This window comes from Streptomyces blastmyceticus, from assembly GCF_039521185.1.
Taxonomy (GTDB): domain Bacteria; phylum Actinomycetota; class Actinomycetes; order Streptomycetales; family Streptomycetaceae; genus Streptomyces; species Streptomyces blastmyceticus.
Genome location: NZ_BAAABW010000043.1, coordinates 1 through 26,517, shown reverse-complemented (window position 1 = coordinate 26,517; position 26,517 = coordinate 1). Strand labels below are relative to the sequence as shown.

Annotated in this window: 27 protein-coding genes; 26 read left to right on the top strand and 1 reads right to left on the bottom strand. The window is 71.8% G+C overall.

Translation table 11 applies throughout. The annotated features are described in order from the left end of the window. Nucleotides 1–2: 2 nt before the first annotated feature. From ABD269_RS34470 to nusB, 13 genes are all read left to right on the top strand, one after another. Nucleotides 3–329 carry a DUF6167 family protein gene (locus tag ABD269_RS34470; protein ID WP_301888989.1) on the top strand — a complete coding sequence of 109 codons (327 nt, stop codon included), beginning with the start codon at nt 3–5 and terminating at the stop codon, nt 327–329. After that, nucleotides 329–2,998, top strand: a complete 2,670-nt coding sequence (gene alaS, locus ABD269_RS34465) for an alanine--tRNA ligase (RefSeq protein WP_116210736.1) — start codon at nt 329–331, stop codon at nt 2,996–2,998. Before ABD269_RS34470 ends, alaS begins: the two co-directional genes overlap by 1 nt. Before the next feature lie 5 nt (nt 2,999–3,003). Then, entirely contained in the window at nt 3,004–3,468 is a 465-nt protein-coding gene (gene ruvX, locus ABD269_RS34460) for a Holliday junction resolvase RuvX (protein ID WP_301888993.1), read from the top strand. A 128-nt stretch (nt 3,469–3,596) separates the two neighbouring features. Further along, on the top strand, nt 3,597–5,219 hold the full coding sequence (mltG, locus tag ABD269_RS34455) for an endolytic transglycosylase MltG (RefSeq protein ID WP_344124483.1): 1,623 nt from the start codon (nt 3,597–3,599) through the stop codon (nt 5,217–5,219). Further along, the gene (locus ABD269_RS34450) at nt 5,216–6,058 is read left to right on the top strand and encodes a shikimate dehydrogenase (RefSeq protein WP_344124481.1); all 843 of its coding nucleotides are present in this window, start codon (nt 5,216–5,218) and stop codon (nt 6,056–6,058) included. The genes mltG and ABD269_RS34450 overlap by 4 nt, the downstream gene beginning before the upstream one ends. Nucleotides 6,059–6,227: 169 nt before the next feature. After that, nucleotides 6,228–7,412 (top strand): chorismate synthase, encoded by a 1,185-nt coding sequence (aroC, locus tag ABD269_RS34445; RefSeq protein WP_344124479.1) that lies wholly within the window; start codon nt 6,228–6,230, stop codon nt 7,410–7,412. After that, nucleotides 7,409–7,945, top strand: coding sequence for a shikimate kinase (locus tag ABD269_RS34440; protein WP_301888997.1), 537 nt, complete (start codon nt 7,409–7,411; stop codon nt 7,943–7,945). Before aroC ends, ABD269_RS34440 begins: the two co-directional genes overlap by 4 nt. 7 nt (nt 7,946–7,952) lie before the next feature. Beyond that, entirely contained in the window at nt 7,953–9,041 is a 1,089-nt protein-coding gene (aroB, locus tag ABD269_RS34435; RefSeq protein WP_344124477.1) for a 3-dehydroquinate synthase, read from the top strand. Then, a complete protein-coding gene (gene aroQ / locus ABD269_RS34430) occupies nt 9,038–9,478 on the top strand; it encodes a type II 3-dehydroquinate dehydratase (RefSeq protein ID WP_344124475.1) in 441 nt (146 codons plus the stop codon). Before aroB ends, aroQ begins: the two co-directional genes overlap by 4 nt. Nucleotides 9,479–9,641: 163 nt before the next feature. Beyond that, on the top strand, nt 9,642–10,382 hold the full coding sequence (locus ABD269_RS34425; protein ID WP_344124473.1) for an AAA family ATPase: 741 nt from the start codon (nt 9,642–9,644) through the stop codon (nt 10,380–10,382). Nucleotides 10,383–10,440: 58 nt separating this feature from the next. After that, nucleotides 10,441–11,547, top strand: coding sequence for a M24 family metallopeptidase (locus ABD269_RS34420; RefSeq protein ID WP_344124471.1), 1,107 nt, complete (start codon nt 10,441–10,443; stop codon nt 11,545–11,547). A gap of 46 nt (nt 11,548–11,593) precedes the next feature. Then, nucleotides 11,594–12,160: an elongation factor P gene (gene efp / locus ABD269_RS34415; protein WP_102921817.1), complete on the top strand. Its 567-nt coding sequence runs from the start codon at nt 11,594–11,596 to the stop codon at nt 12,158–12,160. Between the two features lie 2 nt (nt 12,161–12,162). After that, the gene (gene nusB / locus ABD269_RS34410) at nt 12,163–12,597 is read left to right on the top strand and encodes a transcription antitermination factor NusB (protein WP_116210727.1); all 435 of its coding nucleotides are present in this window, start codon (nt 12,163–12,165) and stop codon (nt 12,595–12,597) included. A gap of 81 nt (nt 12,598–12,678) precedes the next feature. Here the strand turns inward: nusB and bldD are convergent, their stop codons facing one another. Next, complete coding sequence (gene bldD, locus ABD269_RS34405) at nt 12,679–13,179, bottom strand: transcriptional regulator BldD (RefSeq protein ID WP_004948690.1); 501 nt, start codon at nt 13,177–13,179, stop codon at nt 12,679–12,681. Between the two features lie 221 nt (nt 13,180–13,400). On the opposite strand from bldD, the gene pyrR reads away from it, so the two are divergent. From pyrR to ABD269_RS34340, 13 genes are all read left to right on the top strand, one after another. Continuing rightward, a complete protein-coding gene (gene pyrR, locus ABD269_RS34400; protein ID WP_301889004.1) occupies nt 13,401–13,988 on the top strand; it encodes a bifunctional pyr operon transcriptional regulator/uracil phosphoribosyltransferase PyrR in 588 nt (195 codons plus the stop codon). A gap of 104 nt (nt 13,989–14,092) precedes the next feature. Next, nucleotides 14,093–15,073, top strand: coding sequence for an aspartate carbamoyltransferase catalytic subunit (locus ABD269_RS34395; RefSeq protein ID WP_344124465.1), 981 nt, complete (start codon nt 14,093–14,095; stop codon nt 15,071–15,073). Between the two features lie 2 nt (nt 15,074–15,075). Beyond that, nucleotides 15,076–16,362, top strand: a complete 1,287-nt coding sequence (locus tag ABD269_RS34390; RefSeq protein ID WP_344124463.1) for a dihydroorotase — start codon at nt 15,076–15,078, stop codon at nt 16,360–16,362. After that, nucleotides 16,359–16,931, top strand: coding sequence for a PH-like domain-containing protein (locus ABD269_RS34385; protein WP_344124461.1), 573 nt, complete (start codon nt 16,359–16,361; stop codon nt 16,929–16,931). The genes ABD269_RS34390 and ABD269_RS34385 overlap by 4 nt, the downstream gene beginning before the upstream one ends. Further along, on the top strand, nt 16,928–18,070 hold the full coding sequence (gene carA / locus ABD269_RS34380; protein WP_344124459.1) for a glutamine-hydrolyzing carbamoyl-phosphate synthase small subunit: 1,143 nt from the start codon (nt 16,928–16,930) through the stop codon (nt 18,068–18,070). The genes ABD269_RS34385 and carA overlap by 4 nt, the downstream gene beginning before the upstream one ends. Further along, nucleotides 18,063–21,374, top strand: coding sequence for a carbamoyl-phosphate synthase large subunit (gene carB / locus ABD269_RS34375; RefSeq protein WP_301889010.1), 3,312 nt, complete (start codon nt 18,063–18,065; stop codon nt 21,372–21,374). The genes carA and carB overlap by 8 nt, the downstream gene beginning before the upstream one ends. 75 nt (nt 21,375–21,449) lie before the next feature. Next, on the top strand, nt 21,450–22,565 hold the full coding sequence (locus ABD269_RS34370; protein WP_344124456.1) for a quinone-dependent dihydroorotate dehydrogenase: 1,116 nt from the start codon (nt 21,450–21,452) through the stop codon (nt 22,563–22,565). Beyond that, nucleotides 22,562–23,428, top strand: a complete 867-nt coding sequence (gene pyrF / locus ABD269_RS34365; RefSeq protein WP_344124454.1) for an orotidine-5'-phosphate decarboxylase — start codon at nt 22,562–22,564, stop codon at nt 23,426–23,428. The genes ABD269_RS34370 and pyrF overlap by 4 nt, the downstream gene beginning before the upstream one ends. 226 nt (nt 23,429–23,654) lie before the next feature. Beyond that, nucleotides 23,655–23,978: an integration host factor gene (locus tag ABD269_RS34360; protein ID WP_116210718.1), complete on the top strand. Its 324-nt coding sequence runs from the start codon at nt 23,655–23,657 to the stop codon at nt 23,976–23,978. A gap of 38 nt (nt 23,979–24,016) precedes the next feature. After that, a complete protein-coding gene (gene gmk, locus ABD269_RS34355; protein WP_344124453.1) occupies nt 24,017–24,607 on the top strand; it encodes a guanylate kinase in 591 nt (196 codons plus the stop codon). A 60-nt stretch (nt 24,608–24,667) separates the two neighbouring features. Further along, nucleotides 24,668–24,940 (top strand): DNA-directed RNA polymerase subunit omega, encoded by a 273-nt coding sequence (gene rpoZ / locus ABD269_RS34350; protein ID WP_004948662.1) that lies wholly within the window; start codon nt 24,668–24,670, stop codon nt 24,938–24,940. 112 nt (nt 24,941–25,052) lie between these two features. Continuing rightward, entirely contained in the window at nt 25,053–26,261 is a 1,209-nt protein-coding gene (coaBC, locus tag ABD269_RS34345; RefSeq protein WP_344124452.1) for a bifunctional phosphopantothenoylcysteine decarboxylase/phosphopantothenate--cysteine ligase CoaBC, read from the top strand. A gap of 177 nt (nt 26,262–26,438) precedes the next feature. After that, nucleotides 26,439–26,517, top strand: a 79-nt coding sequence (locus ABD269_RS34340; RefSeq protein WP_225845865.1) for an S-adenosylmethionine synthetase N-terminal domain-containing protein, incomplete at its 3' end; no start/stop codon positions are given.

The following is a 26,517-nucleotide window of genomic DNA, read 5'->3' as shown; positions in this document are numbered from 1 at the left end:
GAATGTTCCGCCGCACCTTCTGGTTCACGACCGGTGTAGCCGCCGGTGTCTGGGCCACGACCAAGGTCAACCGCAAGCTGGCCCGGCTCACCCCGGAGAGCCTGGCTCTCCAGGCGGCGGACCGCGCGGTCGTCGCGGGCCGCCGGGTCAAGCTCTTCGCCCTCGACGTCCGCGACGGCATGGCGCACCGCGAGGCGGCCCTCAAGGACGCACTCGGCCTCACGGCCGATCCCGACCCCGAGCGCCGGGAGCTCCCCGAACAGCGCCGGCTGGTCGCACTCGAACAGCAGCACACCTACCACTCGTTCACCCGGAAAGAGGACCACTGATGGAGTCGGCTGAAATCCGCCGCCGCTGGCTGCGCTTCTTCGAGGAGCGCGGGCACACCGTCGTGCCGTCGGCGTCGCTCATCGCGGACGACCCGACGCTGCTCCTGGTCCCCGCGGGCATGGTCCCCTTCAAGCCGTACTTCCTCGGCGAGGTCAAGCCCCCCTTCACGCGCGCCACCAGCGTGCAGAAGTGCGTCCGCACGCCGGACATCGAAGAGGTCGGCAAGACCACCCGCCACGGCACGTTCTTCCAGATGTGCGGCAACTTCTCCTTCGGCGACTACTTCAAGGAAGGCGCCATCAAGCTGGCCTGGGAGCTGCTCACCGGCTCCGTGGCGGACGGCGGCTACGGCCTGGAGCCGGAGAAGCTCTGGATCACCGTCTACCTCGACGACGACGAGGCCGAGCGGATCTGGCGCGACGTGGTGGGCGTCCCCGCCGAGCGCATCCAGCGCCTGGGCAAGAAGGACAACTTCTGGTCCATGGGCGTCCCCGGCCCCTGCGGCCCGTGCTCCGAGATCAACTACGACCGCGGCCCCGAGTTCGGCGTCGAGGGCGGCCCGGCCGTCAACGACGAGCGGTACGTGGAGATCTGGAACCTGGTCTTCATGCAGTACGAGCGCGGCGCCGGCGAGGACAAGGAGAACTTCCCGATCCTCGGCGACCTGCCGTCGAAGAACATCGACACGGGCCTCGGCCTCGAGCGCCTCGCCATGATCCTGCAGGGCGTACAGAACATGTACGAGACCGACACCCTGCGCGTCGTCATGGACAAGGCCACCGCCCTCACCGGCGTGGCCTACGGCGCCGCCCACGACACCGACGTGGCCCTGCGCGTGGTCGCCGACCACATCCGCACCTCCGTGATGCTCATCGGCGACGGCGTCACCCCCGGCAACGAGGGCCGCGGCTATGTGCTGCGCCGCATCATGCGCCGCGCCATCCGCAACATGCGCCTGTTGGGCGCCACCGAGCCGGTCGTCGGCGAGCTCGTCGACACCGTCCTGACGACGATGGGCGAGCAGTACCCGGAGCTGCTCACCGACCGTAAGCGCATCGAGACGGTCGCCCTCGCCGAGGAGGCCGCCTTCCTCAAGACCCTCAAGACCGGCACCAACATCCTCGACACCGCCGTCACCGAGACCAAGACCTCCGGTGGCACGGTGCTCCCCGGTGAGAAGGCGTTCCTGCTCCACGACACCTGGGGCTTCCCGATCGACCTCACCCTGGAGATGGCCGCCGAGCAGGGCCTGACGGTGGATCAGGACGGCTTCCGCCGCCTGATGAAGGAGCAGCGGGAGCGGGCCAAGGCCGACGCCAGGGCCAAGAAGACCGGCCACGCCGACCTGTCGGCCTACCGCGCGCTGGCCGACACCGCCGGCGAGACCGACTTCACGGGCTACACCCGCACCGAGAACGAGGCCACGGTCCTCGGCCTGCTCGTCGACGGCGTGCCCTCGCCCGCCGCCACCGAGGGCGACGAGGTCGAGGTCGTCCTCGACCGCACCCCCTTCTACGCCGAGGGCGGCGGCCAGCTCGCCGACCAGGGCCGCATCCGCCTCGACAGCGGTGCCGTCATCGAGGTCCGCGACGTGCAGAAGCCCGTCCCGGGCGTCAACGTCCACAAGGGCGTCGTCCAGGTCGGCGAGGTCACCGTGGGCGCGTCCGCCTACGCCTCCATCGATGTGACGCGCCGTCGGGCCATCGCCCGTGCCCACAGCGCCACCCACCTCACCCACCAGGCGCTGCGCGACGCCCTGGGCCCGACGGCCGCCCAGGCCGGCTCGGAGAACTCGCCCGGCCGCTTCCGCTTCGACTTCGGCTCCCCGGCCGCCGTGCCCGGCAGCGTCCTCACGGACGTCGAGCAGCGGATCAACGAGGTCCTCTCCCGTGAACTCGACGTCCAGGCCGAGGTCATGAGCATCGACGAGGCCAAGAAGCAGGGCGCCATCGCCGAGTTCGGCGAGAAGTACGGCGAGCGGGTGCGCGTCGTGACCATCGGCGACTTCTCCAAGGAGCTGTGCGGCGGTACGCACGTCGCCAACACCGCCCAGCTGGGCCTGGTGAAGCTGCTCGGCGAGTCCTCCATCGGCTCCGGCGTGCGCCGTGTCGAGGCCCTGGTGGGCGTGGACGCCTACAGCTTCCTCGCCAAGGAGCACACGGTCGTCGCCCAGCTCCAGGAGCTGGTCAAGGGCCGCCCGGAGGAGCTGCCGGAGAAGATCTCCGGGATGCTCGCCAAGCTCAAGGACGCCGAGAAGGAGATCGAGCGCTTCCGCGCCGAGAAGGTGCTCCAGGCCGCCGCCGGTCTCGCCGAGGGCGCCAAGGACATCCACGGCGTGGCCCTGGCCATCGGCCGGGTGCCGGACGGCACCGGCGCCGACGACCTGCGCAAGCTCGTCCTCGACGTCCGCGGCCGGATCCAGGGCGGCCGGGCCGCCGTCGTCGCGCTGTTCACCGTGGTGAACGGCCGTCCGCTGACCGTGATCGCCACCAACGAGGCCGCCCGTGAGCGCGGGCTCAAGGCCGGCGACCTGGTGCGCACGGCCGCCAAGACCCTCGGCGGCGGAGGCGGCGGCAAGCCGGACGTCGCCCAGGGCGGCGGCCAGAACCCCGACGCCGTCGACGAGGCCGTCGCCGCCGTCGAGCGCCTCGTCGCCGAAGCGGCCTGATCGCCGTGCGACGTGGCAGGCGCATCGCCGTCGACGTGGGCGACGCCCGGATCGGGGTCGCCTCGTGCGACCCCGACGGGATCCTCGCCACCCCGGTCGAGACCGTTCCGGGGCGCGACATCCCGCAGGCCCACAAGCGGCTGGTGGCGATCGTCGCGGAGTACGAACCGATCGAGGTCGTCGTCGGCCTGCCCCGCTCCCTCAAGGGGGGAGAGGGGCCGGCCGCGGCCAAGGTGCGGACCTTCGCCAAGGAGATGGCCCGGCGGGTGGCGCCCGTGCCGGTGCGGCTGGTCGACGAGCGCATGACGACCGTCACAGCCGCGCAGGGACTGCGCGCCTCCGGGGTCAACACCAGAAAGGGGCGCTCGGTCGTCGACCAGGCCGCCGCCGTGGTCATCCTGCAGAACGCGCTGGAGATCGAGAAGGTCTCCGGCCGGCCTCCCGGCGAGGCCGTCGACGTGGTCATCTGATCGCAGTACGGTAACGTTCCGCGCTGACATGGCAGCCGTTCGGACGTCTCCCGTACAGGACCGGACGATTCGAAGCCCGCACTCCGCGGAGTGCCGACCGGCTGCCGCTGTGCGGCACTAGGGGATTGATGACTGAGTATGGCCGGGGCCCCGGGTCCCAACCGTGGCATCCCGAGGACCCTCTGTACGGGGACCAGGGATACGACGGTCAGCAGCAGCATCCGCAGCATCAGCACCCCCAGCAGCCGTCACAGCCCCAGTACGGTCAGCAGCAGTACGGCTGGGACCCCTCGCAGGGCGCGGGGGGTCCCTACGGCACCGGCGCCGGGGACCACTACGGTCAGCAGCCCGTCGACCCGTACACCGGCGCCCCCCCGGACTACTACGGCACGCAGGACGCCTACCCGCCGCCGCAGCCCCAGCACCAGCGCGGGCCGCAGGGGCAGCACGCGACCCAGCAGCAGGTGCCGCAGCAGGCCCAGCAGCACGACACCCAGCAGCAGCCGGCGCCGACGTTCGAGCAGCACGCGCAGTGGCGCTCGGAGCCCGACGAGGAGAAGCTCTCGCTCTTCGACGACCTCCCCGGGCCCGTCCGGACGGAGGCGGAGGAGGACGAGCCGGCCGAGGAGCGCCCGCGCGGCCGTGACCGGCGCGGCAAGAAGACCAAGAAGAACAAGCGCCGCAGCGGCACCGCCTGTCTGCTGGTCGCCGTGGTGCTCGTCGGCGTCGTGGGCGGTGGCGGCTACCTCGCCTACGACTACTGGCAGACCCACTTCGGCGCCGCGCCCGACTACGACGGCGAGGGCACCGGGCAGGTCCAGGTCGAGATCCCCAAGGGCGCGGGCATCGGCCAGATGGGCGAGATCCTCCAGAAGGCGGGCGTCGTCAAGAGCGCGGGCGCCTTCACCGAGGCCGCGGGCAAGGACCCCAAGGGCAAGGCCATCCAGCCCGGCACGTACACCCTGCACCAGGAGATGTCCGGTGCGGCGGCCGTGTCGATGATGACCAACACCTCCAACTTCCTCACCATCGGCGAGGGCCGCCGGGCCGTCTCGGTCTACGCCGCGATCGACACCAAGCTCGGCCTCGCGCAGGGCACCACCAAGGACGTCGCCAAGAACCAGGCGAAGAACCTCGGGCTGCCCGACTGGGCCAACAGCGACCCCAAGATCAAGGACCCGCTGGAGGGCTTCCTCTACCCCTCGCAGTACAACGCGAGCAAGGGCACCAAGCCCGAGGAGATCCTCAAGCAGATGGTCGCGCGGGCCAAGGAGAACTACGCCAAGGTCGACCTGGAGGGCAAGGCCAGGGAACTCGGCCTGAAGTCCCCGCTCCAGCTGATCACCGTGGCGAGCCTGGTCAACGCCGAGGGCATGACCCACGACGACTTCCGCAAGATGTCCCGGGTGATCTACAACCGGCTCAAGCCGACCAACACCCAGACCAACGGCAAGCTCGAGTTCGACTCGACGTACAACTACATCAAGAACCAGAGCAAGCTCGACCTCGACCCCAAGCAGCTCCGGTCGTACGACGATCCGTACAACACGTACCACTCCAAGGGCCTGCCGCCCGGTCCCATCGGCAACCCCGGCGAAGAGGCGCTGAAGGCCGCGATGGACCCCGAGCCGGGCGACTGGTACTACTTCGTCTCCGTCGACGGCAAGACGACGAAGTTCGCGAGCACGCTGGCCGAGCACGACAAGCTCGTCCAGGAGTTCAACGAGAACCAGAGGAAGAAGCAGGGATGAGCCCCGACCCCGGGCGCCGCAGGGCCGCCGTGCTCGGATCGCCGATCGGTCACTCCCTCTCCCCGGTCCTGCACCGCGCCGCCTACGCGGAGCTGGGCCTGGGGGAGTGGACGTACGACCGCTTCGAGATCGACGAGGCCGGGCTGCCCGGCTTCTTCGCGGGGCTCGACGGCACCTGGGCGGGGTTCTCGCTCACGATGCCGCTCAAGCGCGCGGTGATCCCGCTGCTCGACGAGGTGAGCGACACCGCCGCCTCCGTCGAGGCCGTCAACACCGTCATCTTCACCGAGGACGGCCGCCGCCTCGGCGACAACACCGACATCCCGGGCATCGGGGCCGCCCTGCGCGAGCGCGGCGTCGAGAAGGTCGGCTCCGCCGCCGTCCTCGGCGCCGGGGCCACCGCCTCCTCCGCCCTCGCCGCCCTCGCCCGGATCTGCACCGGCGAGGTCACCGCCTATGTGCGCAGCGAGGAGCGGGCCGCCGAGATGCGCCAGTGGGGCGAGCGGCTCGGCGTGGCCGTCACCACCGCCGACTGGTCCCGGGTGGCCGAGGCGTTCGCCGCGCCCCTGGTCGTCGCCACCACCCCGGCCGGTGCCACGGACGCCCTCGCCGCCGCGGTCCCGGACCGCCCCGGCACGCTCTTCGACGTGCTCTACGAACCGTGGCCGACCCCGCTGGCCGCCGCCTGGACGGCGCGCGGCGGTGCCGTCCTCAGCGGCCTGGACCTCCTGGTGCACCAGGCGGTGCTCCAGGTCGAGCAGATGACCGGCCGTACGCCGGGCCCCCTGGCGGCTATGCGCGCGGCGGGCGAGAGCGCCCTCGCGGCCCGCGCCCGCTGACCACGACCTGATCAGGTCCGTCCACAACCCGGACCTGCGGCCGGGGAAGGGCCCGGGACGTGGGAGGATCGGAGACGGCGGACCAGGGCCGCGCGCCCCCAGCCACCGCTGGGAGGTACCCCCGGGTCGCGCCGCAGCATGATCAGAAGGCGCGAGCAGAGGAGTCCCGTTGAGCAGGTTGCGCTGGCTGACGGCCGGAGAGTCCCATGGTCCGGCACTGGTGGCGACGCTGGAGGGTCTTCCCGCCGGTGTGCCGATCACCACGGACATGGTGGCGGACCACCTGGCCCGGCGGCGCCTCGGCTATGGTCGCGGCGCGCGCATGAAGTTCGAGCGCGACGAGGTCACCTTCCTCGGCGGTGTGCGCCACGGCCTGACCATGGGTTCCCCGGTCGCCGTGATGGTCGGCAACACCGAGTGGCCCAAGTGGGAAAAGGTCATGTCCGCCGACCCCGTCGACCCCGACGAGCTGGCGGCGCTGGCCCGCAACGCCCCGCTGACCCGGCCGCGTCCCGGCCACGCCGACCTCGCGGGGATGCAGAAGTACGGGTTCGACGAGGCCCGCCCGGTCCTGGAGCGCGCCTCTGCCCGCGAGACCGCGGCCCGCGTCGCCCTCGGCGCCGTCGCCCGCTCCTACCTCAAGGAGACGGCCGGGATCGAGATCGTCTCCCACGTCGTGGAACTGGCCGCCGCCAAGGCGCCGTACGGCGTCTACCCCAAGCCCTCCGACGTCGAGCGACTGGACGCCGACCCGGTGCGCTGCCTGGACGCGGACGCGAGCAAGGCGATGGTCGCCGAGATCGACCAGGCCCACAAGGACGGTGACACCCTCGGCGGCGTCGTCGAGGTGCTCGCCTACGGCGTCCCCGTCGGCCTCGGCTCGCACGTCCACTGGGACCGCCGGCTCGACGCGCGCCTCGCCGCCGCCCTGATGGGCATCCAGGCCATCAAGGGCGTCGAGGTCGGCGACGGCTTCGACCTGGCCCGCGTGCCCGGCTCCAAGGCGCACGACGAGATCGTCGTCACCGACGAGGGCATCCGCCGCACCTCCGGCCGCTCCGGCGGCACCGAGGGCGGCCTCACCACCGGTGAGCTGCTGCGGGTGCGGGCCGCGATGAAGCCCATCGCGACCGTGCCGCGCGCCCTGGCCACCGTCGACGTGGTCACCGGCGAGGCCACGCAGGCGCACCACCAGCGCTCCGACGTCTGCGCCGTCCCGGCCGCGGGCATCGTCGCCGAGGCCATGGTGGCGCTGGTGCTGGCCGACGCCGTGGCGGAGAAGTTCGGCGGCGACAACGTCGCCGAGACCCGCCGCAACGTCCAGGGCTACCTCGACAACCTGGCCATCAAGTGACCTCCCCCGCCGTCGTGCTGGTGGGCCCGCCGGGAGCCGGCAAGTCCACCATCGGTGCCCTGCTCGCCCAGCGGCTGGGCACCGGCTACCGCGACACCGACGCCGACATCGAGCGGACCGCGGGCAAGCCCATCCCGGAGATCTTCATCGACGAGGGCGAGCCGCACTTCCGCGCGCTGGAGCGGCAGGCCGTCAGCGCCGCCGTGGCCGAGCACCCCGGGGTGCTCGCCCTCGGCGGCGGGGCGGTCATGGACGACGGCACCCGCGCCCTGCTCAAGGGCCTGCCGGTGGTCTTCCTCGACGTCGAACTCGCCGACGCCGTGCACCGGGTGGGCCTGGACGCCCCGCGCCCGCTGCTCGCGGTCAACCCGCGGCAGCGGTGGCGGGAGCTGATGGCGGCGCGCCGCCCGCTCTACACCGAGGTCGCCCGCGCCACTGTCGCCACCGGCGGCCGTACCCCGGCCGAGGTGGCCGACGCCGTGCTCGAGGCGCTGGCGCTGCCCCGGGACCGTACCCCCGACACCACGCAGTGAGGAACGCATGACCGACGCCCCCACCCGCATCCGGGTCGCCAGCGCGGGCACCGCCCCGTACGACGTCCTGGTCGGCCACCGGCTGCTGGACGAGCTGCCCGGCCTGATCGGCACCGAGGCCAAGCGGGTCGCCGTCCTCCACCCGGAGGCGCTCGCCGAGACCGGCGAGGTGCTCCGCCAGGACCTGGCCGCGCAGGGCTACGAGGCCATCGCGGTCCAGCTCCCCAACGCCGAGGAGTCCAAGACCGTCGAGGTCGCGGCCTACTGCTGGAAGGCGCTGGGCCAGACCGGCTTCACCCGCACCGACGTCATCGTCGGCGTGGGCGGCGGCGCCACCACCGACCTGGCCGGCTTCGTCGCCGCGACCTGGCTGCGCGGGGTGCGCTGGATCGCCGTGCCCACCACCGTGCTGGGCATGGTCGACGCCGCGGTCGGCGGCAAGACCGGCATCAACACCGCCGAGGGCAAGAACCTCGTCGGCGCCTTCCACCCCCCGGCCGGGGTCCTGTGCGACCTCGCCGCGCTGGAGTCGCTGCCCGTCCACGACTACGTCAGCGGGCTCGCCGAGGTGATCAAGGCGGGCTTCATCGCCGACCCGGCCATCCTCGGCCTGATCGAGGCCGACCCCGAGGCCGCCCGCACCCCGCAGGGCCCGCACACCGCGGAGCTGATCGAGCGCGCCATCCGGGTCAAGGCGGACGTCGTCTCCGCCGACCTCAAGGAGTCGGGCCTGCGCGAGATCCTCAACTACGGGCACACCCTCGCCCACGCGATCGAGAAGAACGAGCGCTACAACTGGCGGCACGGCGCCGCCGTCTCCGTCGGCATGGTCTTCGCCGCCGAGCTCGGCCGCATCGCCGGACGCCTGGACGACGCGACCGCCGACCGGCACCGCGCCATCCTCACCTCCGTGGGCCTGCCCGTCACCTACCGCGGCGACCAGTGGCCCAAGCTCGTGGAGACCATGAAGGTCGACAAGAAGTCCCGCGGCGACCGGCTGCGCTTCATCGTCCTCGACGGCCTCGCCAAGCCCACGGTCCTGGAGAGCCCCGACCCGGCCATGCTGCTCGCCGCCCACGCGGAGATCGCGGCGTGAGCGGGCGGGTGCTCGTATTGAACGGGCCCAACCTCGGGCGGCTCGGCTCGCGCGAGCCCGACGTCTACGGCTCGACCTCCTACAAGGGGCTGGTCGAGGTCTGTACGAAGCTCGGTGCGGAGCTCGGCTTCGCGGTCGAGGTCCGTGAGACCAACGATGAGGGCGAGCTGGTCCGCTGGCTGCACGAGGCGGCCGACGGGCGGATCCCGGTCGTCATCAACCCCGGGGCGTTCACCCACTATTCGTACGCGATGCGGGACGCGGCGGCCCAGCGCACCGCGCCCCTCATCGAGGTGCACATCTCCAACCCGTACGCGCGGGAGGAGTTCCGCCACACCTCGGTGATCGCGGCGGTGGCCAGCGGCACGGTGGCGGGCTTCGGCATCGGCTCGTACCGGCTCGCGCTGCGGGCCCTGGCGGAGGAACTCGCGGGCTGAGCCGGGCGTTCCCGGTGCGAGGGCCGGGGAGGGTGCTCTCGGGTACTCTCCCGTCTGGTCGGCCCGGGGGGTGGCCGCGGGACGAACCACCCGTGACCACCCACCCGCGGGCCCCCTTCACCACGCGGCGGAGCCGCGTCCGTACGAGACGGAGTGCCACCGGATGCAGCACCCAGTGGGACCGCCGCTGCCGCCACCCCACCCGCCGGTGCCGCCGCACCCCGCACCGGCACCCGGGTGGCCCGCCCCCGTGCCGCACCCCACGGCACCGCCTTCCGTGCCGGATCCGACCGGGCACCTCCAGCTCCCGCCCGACGCCCCCGTCCTCGCCGCCGACGCCGCGCACGCGGCCGTCGCGGTGCTGCTCATCGGCCCCGCCGGGGCCGGGAAGACGACCGTGGCCCGGCACTGGGCGGACACCCGCCGGGTGCCCACGGCGCACATCAGCCTCGACGACGTGCGCGAGTGGGTGCGCTCGGGCTTCGCCGACCCGCGGTCCGGGTGGAACGACCACTCCGAGGCGCAGTACCGCCTCGCCCGCCGCACCTGCGGCTTCGCCGCCCGCAACTTCCTTGCCAACGGCATCTCCTGCGTCCTGGACGACGCCGTCTTCCCCGACCGGCCCGTCGTCGGCCTCGGCGGCTGGAAGCGGCACGTCGGCCCGGGGCTGCTGCCCGTGGTCCTGCTGCCCGGCCTGGAGATCGTCCTGGAGCGCAACGCCCAGCGCACCGGCAACCGGCGCCTCGGCGACGAGGAGGTCGCCCGGATCCACGGCCGGATGGCCGGCTGGTACGGCTCCGGCCTGCCGATCATCGACAACTCCCAGCAGGACGTCGCCACCACGGCCCGGCTGCTGGACGACGTCGTCGCCCGCGCCCTGGCCGCCCCGCCGGGCCACCGGTAGCGCCCGGTCGGACGCGCTGGGACGGCCCGCCCCGGCACTCGGCCGTACGCTCAAAAGCATGTCCGAGGTGTACGCGGCGCGCCGCGCGCGGCTGCGTGAGCGCTGCGAGGCGGCCGGGAGCGAGGCCGCGCTGGTGTCCGGCGACGCCAACGTCCGGTATCTGGCGGGCGGGGCGCCGACGGGTGCCGCGCTGCTCGTCGGGCCCGCAGAGGACTCCCTGCTGTGCCGAGGCGACCCGGTCGCGGAGCGCTCTGCCGACCGCCCCGCCGAGGGCTTGCGGATCGTGGTGCTGCCCGCGCCGGACGGCGACCCCGCCGTGGCCGGGGCCGAGCGCGCCGCCGCGGCCGGGGCCCGCTCGCTGGCCGTGGAGGAGCACCACCTGACCGTCTCCCGCCACCGCGCGCTGCGCTCGGTCGCGCCCCGGCTGCGCCTGGACGACCTGGGCACGGCCGTGGAGCAGCAGCGGGTGGTCAAGGACAACGAGGAGATCTCCGCGCTGCGGATCGCCGCGGAGATCGCCGACCAGGCGCTGGGCGAGCTCCTGGAGTCGATCCTCGTCGGCCGCACGGAGCGGCACCTGGCGCTGGAGCTGGAGCGCCGCCTGGTCGACCACGGCGCGGCCGGACCGGCCTTCACCACCTCGGTCGGCACGGGCCCCAATTCGGGGCTGGCCGGGCACGTGCCCACCGACCGCCGGGTGGAGGAGGGCGATTTCCTCTGTGTGTGCCTGGGCGCCGACTACCGCGGCTACCGCAGCGAGGTGGCCCGGACCTTCGTCATCGGCACCACCCCCGCGGACTGGCAGATCGAGCTGTACGATCAGGTCTTCGCCGCCCAGCGGGCGGGCCGGGAGAAGCTCGCGCCGGGCACTCCGTACCGCGACGTGGACCGCGCGGCACGGGTCGTCCTGGAGGCCGCGGGCCACGGTGAGCGGCTCGGACCGCGCATCGGACACGGCGTCGGACTCGAAAACGACGAGGACCCTCGGCTGACGCCCTCGGCAATGGGTAAACTGGACGCTTGCGTGCCGGTCACCGTAGATCCGGGGGTTCACCTCCCGGGGCGGGGCGGCGTCCGGATCGATGACACGCTCGTCGTCCGCCCAGAGGCGGACGGCGGACCCGAGCTACTCACCATCACGACCAAGGAGCTGCTCGCGCTGTAGCGCGTGCCTTCGGGGTCCCAGCTTCAGTCCAGGAGATTCCGCAACCGTGGCTTCCACGAACGACCTCAAGAACGGCATGGTGCTCAAGCTCGACGGAGGCCAGCTCTGGTCCGTCGTCGAGTTCCAGCACGTCAAGCCCGGCAAGGGCCCCGCCTTCGTCCGCACGAAGCTGAAGAACGTGCTCTCCGGCAAGGTGGTCGACAAGACCTTCAACGCCGGTGTGAAGGTCGAGACGGCCACCGTCGACAAGCGCGGTATGCAGTTCTCGTACATGGACGGCGAGTACTTCGTGTTCATGGACATGGACACGTACGACCAGCTGCACGTCGACCGCAAGGCCGTCGGTGACGCCGCCAACTTCCTGATCGAGGGCTTCGAGGCCGTCGTCGCGAAGCACGGCGACGAGGTGCTCTACGTCGAGCTGCCGGCCGCCGTCGAGCTGACCATCGAGCACACCGACCCGGGTGTCCAGGGCGACCGCTCCACCGGCGGCTCCAAGCCCGCCAAGCTGGAGACCGGCTACGAGATCCAGGTCCCGCTCTTCATCACCACGGGTGAGAAGATCAAGGTCGACACGCGCACCGGCGATTACCTCGGTCGGGTGAACAGCTAACCGTGGCCGCCCGCAGCAAGGCCCGTAAGCGCGCCTTCCAGATCCTCTTCGAGGCCGATCAGCGCGGTACCACCGTGCAGAACGTCCTCGCGGACTGGGTCCGGCATTCGCGCTCCGACGACCGGCAGCCGCCGGTCAACGAATACACGATGCAGCTGGTCGAGGGGTACGCGGAGCACGTCTCCCGTATCGACGAGCTCATCGCCACCTATGCGGTCGACTGGGACCTGGACCGGATGCCGGTCGCGGACCGGAACATCGTGCGGCTCGGTGCCTACGAGCTGATCTGGGAGGACGAGACCCCGGACGCGGTGGCGATCGACGAGGCGGTGCAGCTCGCCAAGGAGTTCTCCACGGACGACTCGCCGTCCTTCGTGAACGGCCTGCTCGGCCGTTTCAAGGACCTCAAGCCGAGCCTTCGTCGCGACGAGAGCTGACAGACGCAAAAAGCCGCGGGGCGGGGAGAAACCTTCGAAGGTTTCTCCCCGCCCCGCGGCTTTTCCCTAATGGGTCGAGGCTCAGGCGTCCTCGTGCTGGACGGCGCGGCGCGCGTCCGCGTCGAGCACTCCCCAGCTGATCAGCTGCTCGGTGAGCACCGAGGGCGACTGGTCATAGATCACGGCAAGCGTGCGCAGGTCGTCCTGGCGGATCGACAGGACCTTGCCGTTGTAATCGCCGCGCTGGCTCTGGATGGTCGCGGCATAGCGCTGGAGCGGGCCCGCCTTCTCGGCCGGCACGTGGGCCAGGCGCTCAAGGTCCAGGACCAGCTTCGGCGGCGGCTCGGCGGCCCCGCCCGGCGTGGTGCCCGGCAGCAGTTCCTGCACCGGAACGCCGTAGAAGTCGGCCAGCTCGGCCAGGCGCTGCACGGTCACGGCACGGTCGCCGCGCTCGTACGAACCCACTACCACGGCCTTCCAGCGGCCCTGGGACTTCTCCTCGACGCCATGAAGGGAGAGGCCCTGCTGGGTGCGGATGGCGCGGAGCTTGGCCCCGAGCTGTTTGGCGTATTCGCTGGACATAAAGCTCCCCGGACGCGTATAGACGTGCGGCTCCGCCGCGCGGCTGGTAACTCACTGTGAGGTTACGCAGCGTAATCTGCCTTCGTCAAGCCGAATGGTCCACAGCATCGCCCGTGCGGGGTGGTGGCCGGTGTCCGCCCCGGACCCTGGTAACGTGAAGAACGTTAATCCGACGTCCTTTAATGTCCGTCCCGTGAGGCGGAGAAGGGGGTCCGTTTCGTATGGACGCAAACCGTGACGTGAACCAGGCCGGTTCCGCCGCCCGTCCCGTGCTCGAAGCACCGGACATCGCCCGGGTCCTGACCCGTATCGCCCACGAGATCGTCGAGCGCGCCAAGGGCGCCGACGACGTGGTGCTCCTCGGCATTCCGACGCGCGGGGTCTTCCTCGCCCGCCGGCTGGCCGCCAAGCTCGAGGAGATCACCGGAGGCAAGACCCCGGTCGGCTCCCTCGACATCACCATGTACCGCGACGACCTGCGGCTCCGCCCTGCCCGCGCGCTCGCCCGCACCGACATCCCCGGTCCGGGCATCGACGGGCGCCTGGTGATCCTCGTCGACGACGTGCTCTTCTCCGGCCGGACGATCCGCGCGGCGCTCGACGCGCTCAACGACATCGGCCGCCCCCGCGCCGTCCAGCTCGCGGTTCTCGTCGACCGCGGCCACCGCGAGCTGCCGATCCGCGCCGACTACGTCGGCAAGAACCTCCCCACGTCGCTGCGGGAGACGGTCAAGGTGCAGCTCACCGAGGAGGACGGCCGCGACAGCGTGCTCCTCGGCGTGCGCGAGACCGCTCCGGCCCAGCAGTAGCGGTCTCCCCTCCGGCCCCGGCGACCGCCGGTTCCGCGCAGCCGCATGCCCGGCCGCGGGCCGCTCGCCACCCCCACACACCTCCTCGACCACGGAGCATCCGGATGAAGCGCCACCTCATCTCGGCCACCGACCTCACGCGCGACGACGCCGTCCTGATCCTCGACACCGCCGAGGAGATGGCCCGGGTCGCCGACCGGCCGATCAAGAAACTGCCGACCCTGCGCGGCCGTACCGTCGTCAACCTCTTCTTCGAGGACTCGACGCGGACCCGCATCTCCTTCGAGGCGGCCGCCAAGCGGCTCTCCGCCGACGTCATCAACTTCTCCGCCAAGGGCTCCTCGGTCTCCAAGGGCGAGTCCCTCAAGGACACGGCCCTGACCCTGGAGGCCATGGGCGCCGACGCGGTCGTCATCCGCCACCACGCCTCCGGCGCCCCCTACCGGCTGGCGAACTCCGGCTGGATCGACGGCGCCGTGGTCAACGCCGGTGACGGCACCCACGAGCACCCCACCCAGGCGCTCCTGGACGCCTTCACCATGCGCCGCCGCCTGATCGGGCGCGACACCGGGCTCGGCGAGGACCTCGCGGGCCGCCGGATCACGATCGTCGGCGACGTCCTGCACAGCCGGGTGGCCCGCTCCAACGTCCACCTGCTGAACACCCTCGGCGCCCACGTCACCCTGGTCGCACCGCCCACCCTGGTGCCGATCGGCGTCGAGCAATGGCCCTGCGAGGTCTCCTACGACTTGGACGCGGTGCTGCCGAAGTCCGACGCCGTCATGATGCTGCGCGTCCAGCGCGAGCGCATGAACGCCGCCTTCTTCCCCACCGAGCGTGAGTACTCCCGCCGCTACGGGCTCAACGGCGACCGGATGGCCCGTATGCCGGAACACGCCATCGTGATGCACCCCGGCCCGATGAACCGGGGTATGGAGATCACCGCGGAGGTCGCCGACTCCGACCGCTGCACCGCGGTCGAGCAGGTCGCCAACGGCGTCAGCACCCGCATGGCCGTCCTCTACCTGCTGCTCGGCGGCTCCGAGCCGGCCGTCACCACCACCCGCACCGAGGAGAACAACTAACCATGAGCAAGATCCTTATCCGCGGTGCGAAGATCCTCGGCGGCGAGCCCCAGGACGTCCTCATCGACGGCGAGACCATCGCCGAGGTGGGCACCGGCATCGAGGCGGGCGACGCCACCGTCGTCGAGGCCGACGGCAAGATCCTGCTGCCGGGCCTCGTCGACCTCCACACCCACCTGCGCGAGCCGGGCCGCGAGGACTCCGAGACCGTGCTCACCGGCACCCGGGCCGCGGCGAGCGGCGGCTACACCGCGGTCTTCGCCATGGCCAACACCTTCCCGGTCGCCGACACCGCCGGCGTCGTGGAGCAGGTGTGGCGGCTGGGCAAGGAGTCCGGCTACTGCGACGTCCAGCCCATCGGCGCCGTCACCGTCGGCCTGGAGGGCAAGCAGCTCGCCGAGCTGGGCGCCATGCACGACTCCGCCGCCGGGGTCCGCGTCTTCTCCGACGACGGCAAGTGCGTCGACGACGCGGTGATCATGCGCCGCGCCCTGGAGTACGTGAAGGCGTTCGGCGGCGTCGTCGCCCAGCACGCCCAGGAGCCCCGCCTCACCGAGGGCGCCCAGATGAACGAGGGCATCGTCTCCGCCGAGCTGGGACTGGGCGGCTGGCCCGCCGTCGCCGAGGAGTCGATCATCGCCCGCGATGTCCTCCTCGCCGAGCACGTCGGCTCCCGGGTGCACATCTGCCACCTCTCCACGGCGGGCTCGGTGGAGATCGTCCGCTGGGCCAAGTCGCGCGGCATCGACGTCACCGCCGAGGTCACCCCGCACCACCTGCTCCTCACCGACGAGCTCGTCCGTTCGTACAACCCCGTCTACAAGGTGAACCCGCCGCTGCGCACCGAGCGCGACGTGCTGGCGCTCCGTGAGGCGCTGGCCGACGGCACGATCGACATCGTCGCCACCGACCACGCCCCGCACCCGCACGAGGACAAGGACTGCGAGTGGGGCGCCGCGGCCATGGGCATGGTCGGCCTGGAGACCGCCCTGTCGGTCGTCCAGCACACCATGGTCGACACCGGCCTCCTGGACTGGGCGGGCGTCGCCGAGCGGATGTCCTCCCGCCCGGCGGAGATCGGCCGCCTCGCCGGCCACGGCCGTCCGGTCGCCGCGGGGGAGCCCGCCAACCTCACTCTGGTCGATTCCGCTTACCGTGGACCCGTGGACCCCGCGGGCTTCGCCTCCCGCAGCCGCAACACCCCGTACGAGGGCCGTGAGCTGCCGGGTCGCGTCACCCACACCTTCCTGCGGGGACGGGCGACGGTCGTGGACGGGAATCTCGCGTGACACCTGCACTGATCAATCTGGCGGCCGGGGAGAAGTCCCAGGCGGTCACCGACTGGGCCGCACGGGCCGGCTGGGTCGTCGGGCTGCTGCTCTTCATCGCGCTGGTCTACTGGCTGATGCGCGAGGGCTGGAAGTGGCGCGGCACGCTCCAGGGCGACCTGCCCGAGCTGCCCACCGCCCCGGAGACGCCCGCCGAGCCGCGGCTGACGATGACGGGCCGCTACCACGGCTCCACCACCGCCGGGCAGTGGCTCGACCGGATCGTCGCGCGCGGCCTCGGCACCCGCAGCCGCGCCGAGCTCACCCTGACGGACCGGGGCGTCACCGTCGTACGGCCCGGCGCCCAGGACTTCTTCATCCCCGCGGACCGGCTGCGCGGCGCCCGGCTCGACAAGGGCATCGCGGGCAAGGTCCTCACCGAGGGCGGCCTGCTGGTGATCACCTGGGCGCACGGCGACCGGGAGATCGATTCCGGTTTCCGCTCGGACACCGCCGCCGAGCACCCCGCCTGGGTCGAGGCCCTCACCCAGTTGCACCACATGAACCACAACACGGAAGGCGCACGATGACGACCTCCACCAGGGGGACCGCCAAGGTCCCCGCCGTACTCGTCCTGGAGGACGGCCGGACCTTCCGCGGCCGCGCCTACGGGGCCATGGGGGTGACCTTCGGCGAGGCGGTGTTCTCCACCGGCATGACCGGCTACCAGGAGACCCTGACCGACCCGTCGTACCACCGCCAGGTGGTCGTCATGACCGCCCCGCACGTCGGCAACACCGGCGTGAACGACGAGGACCCCGAGTCGCAGCGGATCTGGGTCGCCGGCTACGTCGTCCGCGACCCCGCCCGGATCCCCTCCAACTGGCGCTCCCGCCGCTCGCTGGACGAGGAGCTGGCCCGCCAGGGCGTCGTCGGCATCAGCGGCATCGACACCCGCGCCCTCACCCGCCACCTGCGCGAGCGCGGCGCGATGCGCGTCGGCATCTTCTCCGGCAACGCCCTGCCCGACGAGGGCACGATGCTCGCCGAGGTGCGCCAGGCCCCCGAGATGCAGGGCGCCGACCTCTCCGCCGAGGTCGCCACCAAGGAGGCGTACGTCGTCCCCGCGATCGGTGGGAAGAAGTTCACCGTCGCCGCGGTCGACCTGGGCATCAAGGGCATGACCCCGCACCGCATGGCCGAGCGCGGCATCGAGGTGCACGTCCTGCCCGCGACCGCCACGGTCGAGGACGTGTACGCGGTCGAGCCCGACGGCGTGTTCTTCTCCAACGGCCCCGGCGACCCGGCGACCGCCGACGGTCCGGTCGCCGTCATGCAGGCCGTCCTGGAGCGCAAGACCCCGCTCTTCGGCATCTGCTTCGGCAACCAGATCCTCGGCCGCGCCCTCGGCTTCGGCACCTACAAGCTGAAGTACGGCCACCGCGGCATCAACCAGCCCGTGCAGGACCGCACGACCGGCAAGGTCGAGGTCACCGCGCACAACCACGGCTTCGCCGTCGACGCCCCGCTCGACCGGGCGACCGACACGCCGTACGGCCGGGTCGAGGTCTCCCACGTCTGCCTCAACGACAACGTGGTCGAGGGCCTCCAGCTGCTCGACCAGCCGGCGTTCAGCGTCCAGTACCACCCCGAGGCAGCAGCGGGTCCGCACGACGCGGCCTACCTGTTCGACCGCTTCGTCCAGCTCATGGAGGGCCAGCGTGCCTAAGCGCACCGATATCCAGTCCGTCCTGGTCATCGGCTCCGGCCCGATCGTCATCGGCCAGGCCGCGGAGTTCGACTACTCCGGCACCCAGGCCTGCCGGGTCCTCAAGTCCGAGGGCCTGCGGGTCATCCTGGTCAACTCCAACCCGGCCACGATCATGACCGACCCGGAGATCGCCGACGCCACCTACGTCGAGCCGATCACCCCCGAGTTCGTCGAGAAGATCATCGCCAAGGAGCGCCCCGACGCCCTCCTGCCCACCCTCGGCGGCCAGACCGCGCTCAACACCGCGATCTCCATGCACGAGAACGGCGTGCTGGAGAAGTACGGCGTCGAGCTCATCGGCGCCAACGTGGAGGCGATCCACAAGGGCGAGGACCGCGACCTGTTCAAGGGCGTCGTCGAGGCCGTCCGCACCAAGATCGGCCACGGCGAGTCCGCCCGCTCGGTCATCTGCCACACCATGGACGAGGTCGTCGCGGGCGTCGACACGCTCGGCGGCTACCCCGTCGTCGTACGCCCCTCCTTCACCATGGGCGGCGCCGGCTCCGGCTTCGCCCACGACGAGGAGGAGCTGCGCCGCATCGCCGGCCAGGGCCTCACGCTCTCCCCGACCACCGAGGTGCTCCTGGAGGAGTCCATCCTCGGCTGGAAGGAGTACGAGCTGGAGCTGATGCGCGACAAGAACGACAACGTCGTGGTCGTCTGCTCCATCGAGAACTTCGACCCCATGGGCGTGCACACCGGTGACTCGATCACCGTCGCCCCGGCGATGACGCTCACCGACCGCGAGTACCAGCGGCTGCGCGACATCGGCATCGCGATCATCCGCGAGGTCGGCGTCGACACCGGCGGCTGCAACATCCAGTTCGCGGTCAACCCCGACGACGGCCGGATCATCGTCATCGAGATGAACCCCCGCGTCTCCCGCTCCTCGGCGCTCGCCTCCAAGGCCACCGGCTTCCCGATCGCGAAGATCGCCGCCCGGCTCGCCGTGGGCTACACCCTGGACGAGATCCCCAACGACATCACCGAGAAGACCCCGGCGTCCTTCGAGCCCACGCTCGACTACGTCGTGGTCAAGGCCCCGCGCTTCGCCTTCGAGAAGTTCCCGGCCGCCGACGCCACCCTCACCACCACCATGAAGTCGGTGGGCGAGGCCATGGCCATCGGCCGCAACTTCACCGAGGCGCTCCAGAAGGCCCTGCGCTCCCTGGAGAAGAAGGGCTCGCAGTTCGACTTCGTCTCCGTGCCCGGCGACAAGGCGGAGCTGCTGGAGAAGGCGGTCGTCCCCACCGACGGCCGGATCAACACCGTCATGGCCGCGATCCGCGCCGGGGCCACCCCGGAGGAGGTCTTCGACGCGACGAAGATCGACCCGTGGTTCGTCGACCAGCTCTTCCTGATCAAGGAGATCGCGGACGAGCTGGCCGCCGCCGAGAAGCTCGGCGCCGAGCTTCTCGCCGAGGCCAAGCGGCACGGCTTCTCCGACGCCCAGATCGCCGCGATCCGCGGCCTGCGCGAGGACGTCGTCCGCGAGGTCCGGCACGCCCTCGGCGTCCGCCCGGTCTACAAGACGGTCGACACCTGCGCTGCCGAGTTCGCCGCGAAGACGCCGTACTTCTACTCCTCCTACGACGAGGAGAGCGAGGTCGCGCCGCGCGAGAAGCCCGCCGTGATCATCCTCGGCTCGGGCCCCAACCGCATCGGCCAGGGCATCGAGTTCGACTACTCCTGCGTCCACGCCTCCTTCGCGCTCAGCGACGCGGGCTACGAGACCGTGATGGTCAACTGCAACCCCGAGACCGTCTCCACCGACTACGACACCTCCGACCGGCTCTACTTCGAGCCGCTCACCCTGGAGGACGTCCTGGAGATCGTCCACGCCGAGACCCTCGCCGGTCCCGTCGCGGGCGTCGTCGTCCAGCTCGGCGGCCAGACCCCGCTGGGCCTCGCCCAGGCGCTCAAGGACAACGGCGTGCCGATCGTCGGCACCTCGCCCGAGGCCATCGACCTCGCCGAGGAGCGCGGCGCCTTCGGCCGCGTGCTGACCGAGGCCGGCCTGCCCGCGCCGAAGTACGGCACCGCCTTCTCCTTCGAGGAGGCCAAGGGCATCGCCGCCGAGATCGGCTACCCCGTCATGGTCCGCCCGTCCTACGTGCTCGGCGGCCGCGGCATGGAGATCGTCTACGACGAGCCGTCGCTGGGGGAGTACCTCACCCGTCACGCCGGCCTGATCTCCGAGCACCCGGTGCTCATCGACCGCTTCCTCGACGACGCCATCGAGATCGACGTCGACGCGCTCTACGACGGCCACGAGCTCTACCTCGGCGGCGTCATGGAGCACATCGAGGAAGCGGGCATCCACTCCGGCGACTCCGCCTGCGCGCTGCCCCCGATCACCCTCGGCGGCCACGACATCAAGCGGCTGCGCACCTCCACCGAGGCCATCGCCAAGGGCGTCGGCGTCCGCGGCCTGATCAACATCCAGTTCGCCATGGCCGGGGACATCCTCTACGTCCTGGAGGCCAACCCGCGCGCCTCCCGCACGGTCCCCTTCACCTCCAAGGCGACCGCCGTGCCGCTCGCCAAGGCCGCCGCCCGCATCTCGCTGGGCGCGACCGTCGCCGAGCTGCGCGCCGAGGGCATGCTGCCCAAGGAGGGCGACGGCGGCACCCTGCCGCTGGACGCGCCGATCTCCGTCAAGGAGGCCGTGATGCCGTGGAGCCGCTTCCGGGACGCCTCCGGCCGCGGCGTGGACACCGTCCTCGGCCCGGAGATGCGCTCCACCGGCGAGGTCATGGGCATCGACTCGGTCTTCGGCACGGCGTACGCCAAGTCGCAGGCCGGCGCGTACGGCGCGCTGCCCACCAAGGGCCGCGCGTTCGTCTCGGTCGCCAACCGCGACAAGCGCTCGATGATCTTCCCGGCGCGCGAGCTGGTCGCCCACGGCTTCGAGCTGCTCGCCACCTCCGGCACCGCCGAGGTCCTCAAGCGCAACGGCATCAACGCCACCGTCGTGCGCAAGCAGAGCGAGGGCGAGGGCCCCAACGGCGAGAAGACCATCGTCCAGCTCATCCACGACGGCCAGGTCGACCTGATCGTCAACACCCCGTACGGCACCGGCGGCCGCCTCGACGGCTACGAGATCCGTACGGCCGCGGTCGCCCGCGCCGTGCCCTGCCTGACCACGGTCCAGGCCCTCGCGGCCGCCGTCCAGGGCATCGAGGCGCTCACCCGCGGCGACGTCGGCGTGCGCTCCCTCCAGGAACACGCCGGAGCGCTGACCGCCGCCCGCGAGGCGTAGGCCACGGAGGGGGACACCGGAAGGTGTCCCCCTCTTCGTGAGCCCCTCGCCCCTCCTCGCCCAAGAAGGCTTGAAATGTACCGTCTCCTCTTCGACCTGCTCTTCAAGCGCATGGACCCGGAGAAGGCCCACCACCTGGCCTTCGCCTGGATCCGCGCCGCCGCCCGCGTGCCGGTCCTGCGGACCCTCGTCGCGGCCGTCCTCGCCCCCCGCCACAAGGCGCTGCGCACCGAGGCCCTGGGCCTGCGGATGCACGGCCCGTTCGGGCTCGCCGCGGGCTTCGACAAGAACGCCGCCGCGATCGACGGCATGGCGATGCTCGGCTTCGACCACGTCGAGATCGGCACCGTCACCGCGCAGCCCCAGCCCGGCAACCCCAAGAAGCGCCTCTTCCGCCTCGTCGCGGACCGCGCGCTCATCAACCGCATGGGCTTCAACAACGACGGCTCCGCGGCCGTCGCGGAGCGCCTCGCGGCCCGCCAGGAGGTCTTCCGGACGACTGTCGGCGTGAACATCGGCAAGACCAAGGTCGTCCCCGAGGAGGAGGCCGTCGCCGACTACGTCACCTCCACCGAGCGCCTCGCCGCCCACGCCGACTACCTCGTGGTCAACGTCTCCTCGCCGAACACGCCGGGCCTGCGCAACCTCCAGGCCACCGAGGCGCTGCGCCCGCTGCTGGCCGCCGTCCGCGAGGCCGCCGACCGCACGGTCACCACGCGCCGCGTGCCGCTGCTGGTGAAGATCGCCCCCGACCTCGCCGACGAGGACGTCGACGCCGTCGCCGACCTCGCCGTCGAGCTCGGCCTGGACGGCATCATCGCCACCAACACCACCATCGCCCGCGACGGCCTCGGCCTCGCGACCCCGAAGCGCACCGTCGAGGCCATCGGCGCGGGCGGCCTGTCGGGCGCCCCCCTCAAGGCCCGCTCGCTGGAGGTCCTGAGCCGCCTGTACGCCCGTGTGGGCGACCGGATCACGCTGGTGGGCGTCGGGGGCGTGGAGACCGCCGAGGACGCCTGGGAGCGGATCCTGGCGGGCGCGACCCTGGTCCAGGGCTACAGCGCCTTCATCTACGAGGGCCCCTTCTGGTGCCGCCGCATCCACCGGGGCCTCGCCGAGAAGCTGGCCGCCAGCCCGTACGCCACCCTCGCCGACGCGGTCGGCGCCGAGCACCGGAAGGTGACCGCATGACCCTGGAACCCTTCGGCACCCGCCTGCGCCGCGCCATGGACGAGCGCGGCCCCCTCTGCGTCGGCATCGACCCGCACGCCTCGCTGCTCGCCGACTGGGGCCTCTCGGACGACATCGTCGGCCTGGAGCGCTTCACGCACACCGTCGTGGAGGCGCTCGCCGACCGCGTCGCCGTCCTCAAGCCGCAGTCCGCCTTCTTCGAGCGCTTCGGCTCGCGCGGCATCGCCGTCCTGGAGCGGGCCGTCGCCGACGCCCGGGAGGCCGGCGCGCTGGTCCTCATGGACGCCAAGCGGGGCGACATCGGCTCCACCATGGCCGCGTACGCCGCCACCTACCTCGACCCCGCGTCGCCGCTCTTCTCGGACGCCGTCACGGTCAGCCCCTACCTCGGCTACGGCTCGCTGCGCCCGGCGCTGGACCTGGCGCGCGAGAGCGGCACCGGCGTCTTCGTCCTCGCGCTCACCTCGAACCCCGAGGGCGCGGAGGTGCAGCACGCGGTGCGGGCCGGCGGCGCGAGCGTCGCGGCGACCATGCTGGACCACCTGCGGGCCGAGAACGCGGGTGCCGCGCCCATGGGCTCGTACGGCGCGGTCGTCGGCGCGACGCTGGGCGACTCGCTCGCCGCCGCCGGGGCCGACCTGGCGATCAACGGCCCGCTGCTCGCCCCCGGCATCGGCGCGCAGGGCGCGACCGCCGCCGACCTGCCGAAGGTCTTCGGCGCGGCCGTCCGCGACGTCGTCCCGAACGTCAGCCGGGGCGTGCTGCGGCACGGTCCGGACGTCGCCGCGCTGCGCGAGAGCGCCGGGCGGTTCGCGGACGAGGTGCGGGCCGCGGTGGAATCGGGTGGCCCGACGGCAGGTTAGCGCCAATCCCGGACAAGAATTGTCGGCCAGTATGTCCGGAAAAGTCCCGGTCGAGCGAGTCTGACCAGGACTTTTCGTCTGTTCTCGCTGACTGGAGCGGGATCGGCCGCTAGTCTCCGACGAGAGCGAACGTGCAAGCGCGTTGCGCGTTGCTCACCAGGTGTGTGCCGACTAGGTTCCACACCGGTCCGTTATCCGACAGTTCGATATCCGAGGTGACGTAGGCGTGGCTCTTCCGCCCCTTACCCCTGAACAGCGCGCAGCCGCGCTCGAAAAGGCCGCCGCGGCTCGCCGGGAGCGCGCCGAGGTCAAGAATCGGCTCAAGCACTCCGGCGCCTCGCTGCACGATGTGATCAAGCAGGGCCAGGAGAACGAGGTCATCGGCAAGATGAAGGTGAGCGCACTCCTGGAAAGCCTTCCCGGCGTGGGCAAGGTCCGCGCCAAGCAGATCATGGAGCGGCTCGGGATCTCCGAGAGCCGCCGGGTGCGCGGTCTCGGCTCCAACCAGATCGCGTCTCTGGAGCGTGAGTTCGGCGGCAAGGCCGCCTGACGTTCCCAGGCACTCCCGGGAACCGGGATAATCACTGCATGAGTACTGCAGTCTCCCGGGGGACGTCCCCCGTATCCCCGGCCAGACAACCGCGGCTGACCGTGCTCTCCGGCCCCTCCGGGGTCGGCAAGAGCACGGTCGTCGCCCACATGCGCAAGGCCCACCCCGAGGTGTGGCTCTCGGTCTCCGCCACCACCCGCAAGCCGCGCCCCGGCGAGCGGGACGGCGTCCAGTATTTCTTCGTCGACGACGAGCAGTTCGACAAGCTCGTCGCCAACGGTGAGCTGCTGGAGTGGGCCGAATTCGCGGGCAACCGCTACGGCACCCCGCGCCAGCCGGTCCTCGACCGGCTGGCCGCGGGGCAGCCGGTGCTGCTGGAGATCGACCTCCAGGGCGCCCGGCAGGTCCGCGAGAGCATGGCGGACGCCCGGCTGGTCTTCCTCGCGCCGCCGAGCTGGGACGAGCTGGTCCGCCGGCTCACCGGCCGGGGCACGGAGTCGCCCGAGGTCATCGAGCGCCGCCTGGCCGCGGCCAAGGTCGAGCTGGCCGCCGAGTCCGAGTTCGATGTGACGCTCGTCAACACCTCCGTCGAGGACGTGGCGCGCGAGCTGCTAGCCTTGCTGCGTTGAACTGGGGGTATCCCCAGACCCCTGAAGTTCTCGATCTCCACCCCCATCGGAAGGCAGACAGTGTCCTCTTCCATCACCGCGCCCGAGGGCATCATCAACCCGCCGATTGATGAGCTGCTCGAGGCAACCGACTCGAAGTACAGCCTGGTGATCTACGCCGCCAAGCGCGCCCGCCAGATCAACGCGTACTACTCGCAGCTCGGCGAGGGCCTGCTGGAGTACGTCGGCCCGCTGGTGGACACCCACGTCCACGAGAAGCCGCTCTCCATCGCGCTCCGCGAGATCAACGCCGGTCTGCTGACCTCCGAGGCCATCGAGGCCCCGGCCCAGTAAGCGGCGCATTCGACGTCATCGAGGGCCCGGCAGCGCCGCTGCCGGGCCCTTGGTGTGTCATGGGGTAGGTAGACCCACGGAAGTGTGCGAGAGCGCGGGGAGAAGCGAAGCGATGGACAAGCCCAAGGTCGTCCTGGGGGTCAGCGGCGGGATCGCCGCCTACAAGGCGTGCGAGCTGCTGCGCCGCCTCACCGAGTCGGGGCACGACGTACGCGTCGTACCGACGGCCGCCTCCCTGCACTTCGTCGGCGAGGCCACCTGGTCCGCGCTCTCCGGCCACCCGGCGGCCACCCAGGTGTGGGACTCCGTCCACGAGGTGCCGCACGTCCGCATCGGCCAGGAGGCGCAGCTCGTCGTGGTCGCGCCCGCCACCGCCGACATGCTGGCCAAGGCCGCCCACGGCCTCGCCGACGACCTGCTGACCAACACGCTGCTCACCGCGCGCTGCCCGGTCGTCTTCGCGCCCGCCATGCACACCGAGATGTGGGAGAACCCGGCCACCCAGGAGAACGTGGCGACCCTGCGCCGCCGCGGCGCGATCGTCATCGAGCCCGCCGTCGGCCGCCTCACCGGCGTCGACACCGGCAAGGGCCGCCTCCCCGACCCCGAGGCGATCTTCGAGGTCTGCCGCCGGGTGCTGGCCCGCGGCGCCCGGGCCCAAGAGGCCGACCTGGCCGGCCGCCACGTGGTCATCAGCGCGGGCGGCACCCGCGAGCCCCTGGACCCCGTCCGCTTCCTCGGCAACCGCTCCTCCGGCAAGCAGGGCTACGCCCTGGCCCGTACCGCCGTGGCCCGGGGCGCCCGCGTCACCCTCGTCGCCGCCAACACCGCGCTGCCGGACCCCGCCGGGGCCGACGTGGTCCGGGTCGGCACCGCGATACAGCTGCGCGAGGCGGTGATCGAGGCCGCGGCCGACGCCGACGCGGTGGTCATGGCCGCCGCGGTCGCCGATTTCCGGCCCGCCCACTACGCCGAGGGCAAAATCAAGAAGCGGGACGGGCAGGAGCCCGCGCCCGTCGGGCTCGTCCGCAACCCCGACGTGCTCGCCGAGCTCGCGGCCGCCCGCCCCCGCCCCGGGCAGATCGTCGTGGGCTTCGCCGCCGAGACCGACGACGTGCTCGCCAACGGCCGCGCCAAGCTCGCCCGCAAGGGCTGTGACCTGCTGGTCGTCAATGAAGTGGGGGAGCGCAAGACCTTCGGCGCGGAAGCGAGCGAGGCCGTGGTCCTCGCCCCCGACGGCTCCGAGACCCCGGTCCCGTACGGGCCGAAGGAGACCCTCGCCGAGACCGTCTGGGACCTGGTGACCGAGCGCTTCTCCTGATACGGCCACGGCGCCGCCTGAGGCGGGGATCACAGGTCACGGCGCCGTGGATGCGCGACAGGATGTCCCAATGCCTGGAACGCCGGATAAACTGACCTCTGGATCCCGCGCCGAGCGCAGCTCTCGGCCGGGTCCGTCAATGATCAGCCAGCAGCCGCTGCAACCCCAGGGAGCGATGTGTCCCGCCGCCTGTTCACCTCGGAGTCCGTGACCGAGGGTCACCCCGACAAGATCGCTGACCAGATCAGCGACACCA

Excerpts from the sequence above, each read along its gene's own strand:
- ABD269_RS34370 (WP_344124456.1), top strand. The coding sequence starts at position 21,450 with ATGTACCGTCTCCTCTTCGACCTGCTCTTCAAGCGCATGGACCCGGAG.
- alaS (WP_116210736.1), top strand. The coding sequence starts at position 329 with ATGGAGTCGGCTGAAATCCGCCGCCGCTGGCTGCGCTTCTTCGAGGAG.
- ABD269_RS34470 (WP_301888989.1), top strand. The coding sequence starts at position 3 with ATGTTCCGCCGCACCTTCTGGTTCACGACCGGTGTAGCCGCCGGTGTC.
- ABD269_RS34420 (WP_344124471.1), top strand. The coding sequence starts at position 10,441 with ATGTCCGAGGTGTACGCGGCGCGCCGCGCGCGGCTGCGTGAGCGCTGC.
- ABD269_RS34390 (WP_344124463.1), top strand. The coding sequence starts at position 15,076 with ATGAGCAAGATCCTTATCCGCGGTGCGAAGATCCTCGGCGGCGAGCCC.
- ABD269_RS34425 (WP_344124473.1), top strand. The coding sequence starts at position 9,642 with ATGCAGCACCCAGTGGGACCGCCGCTGCCGCCACCCCACCCGCCGGTG.
- coaBC (WP_344124452.1), top strand. The coding sequence starts at position 25,053 with ATGGACAAGCCCAAGGTCGTCCTGGGGGTCAGCGGCGGGATCGCCGCC.
- pyrR (WP_301889004.1), top strand. The coding sequence starts at position 13,401 with ATGGACGCAAACCGTGACGTGAACCAGGCCGGTTCCGCCGCCCGTCCC.
- ABD269_RS34395 (WP_344124465.1), top strand. The coding sequence starts at position 14,093 with ATGAAGCGCCACCTCATCTCGGCCACCGACCTCACGCGCGACGACGCC.
- gmk (WP_344124453.1), top strand. The coding sequence starts at position 24,017 with ATGAGTACTGCAGTCTCCCGGGGGACGTCCCCCGTATCCCCGGCCAGA.
- pyrF (WP_344124454.1), top strand. The coding sequence starts at position 22,562 with ATGACCCTGGAACCCTTCGGCACCCGCCTGCGCCGCGCCATGGACGAG.
- aroB (WP_344124477.1), top strand. The coding sequence starts at position 7,953 with ATGACCGACGCCCCCACCCGCATCCGGGTCGCCAGCGCGGGCACCGCC.
- carA (WP_344124459.1), top strand. The coding sequence starts at position 16,928 with ATGACGACCTCCACCAGGGGGACCGCCAAGGTCCCCGCCGTACTCGTC.
- bldD (WP_004948690.1), bottom strand. The coding sequence starts at position 13,179 with ATGTCCAGCGAATACGCCAAACAGCTCGGGGCCAAGCTCCGCGCCATC.
- ABD269_RS34450 (WP_344124481.1), top strand. The coding sequence starts at position 5,216 with ATGAGCCCCGACCCCGGGCGCCGCAGGGCCGCCGTGCTCGGATCGCCG.
- mltG (WP_344124483.1), top strand. The coding sequence starts at position 3,597 with ATGACTGAGTATGGCCGGGGCCCCGGGTCCCAACCGTGGCATCCCGAG.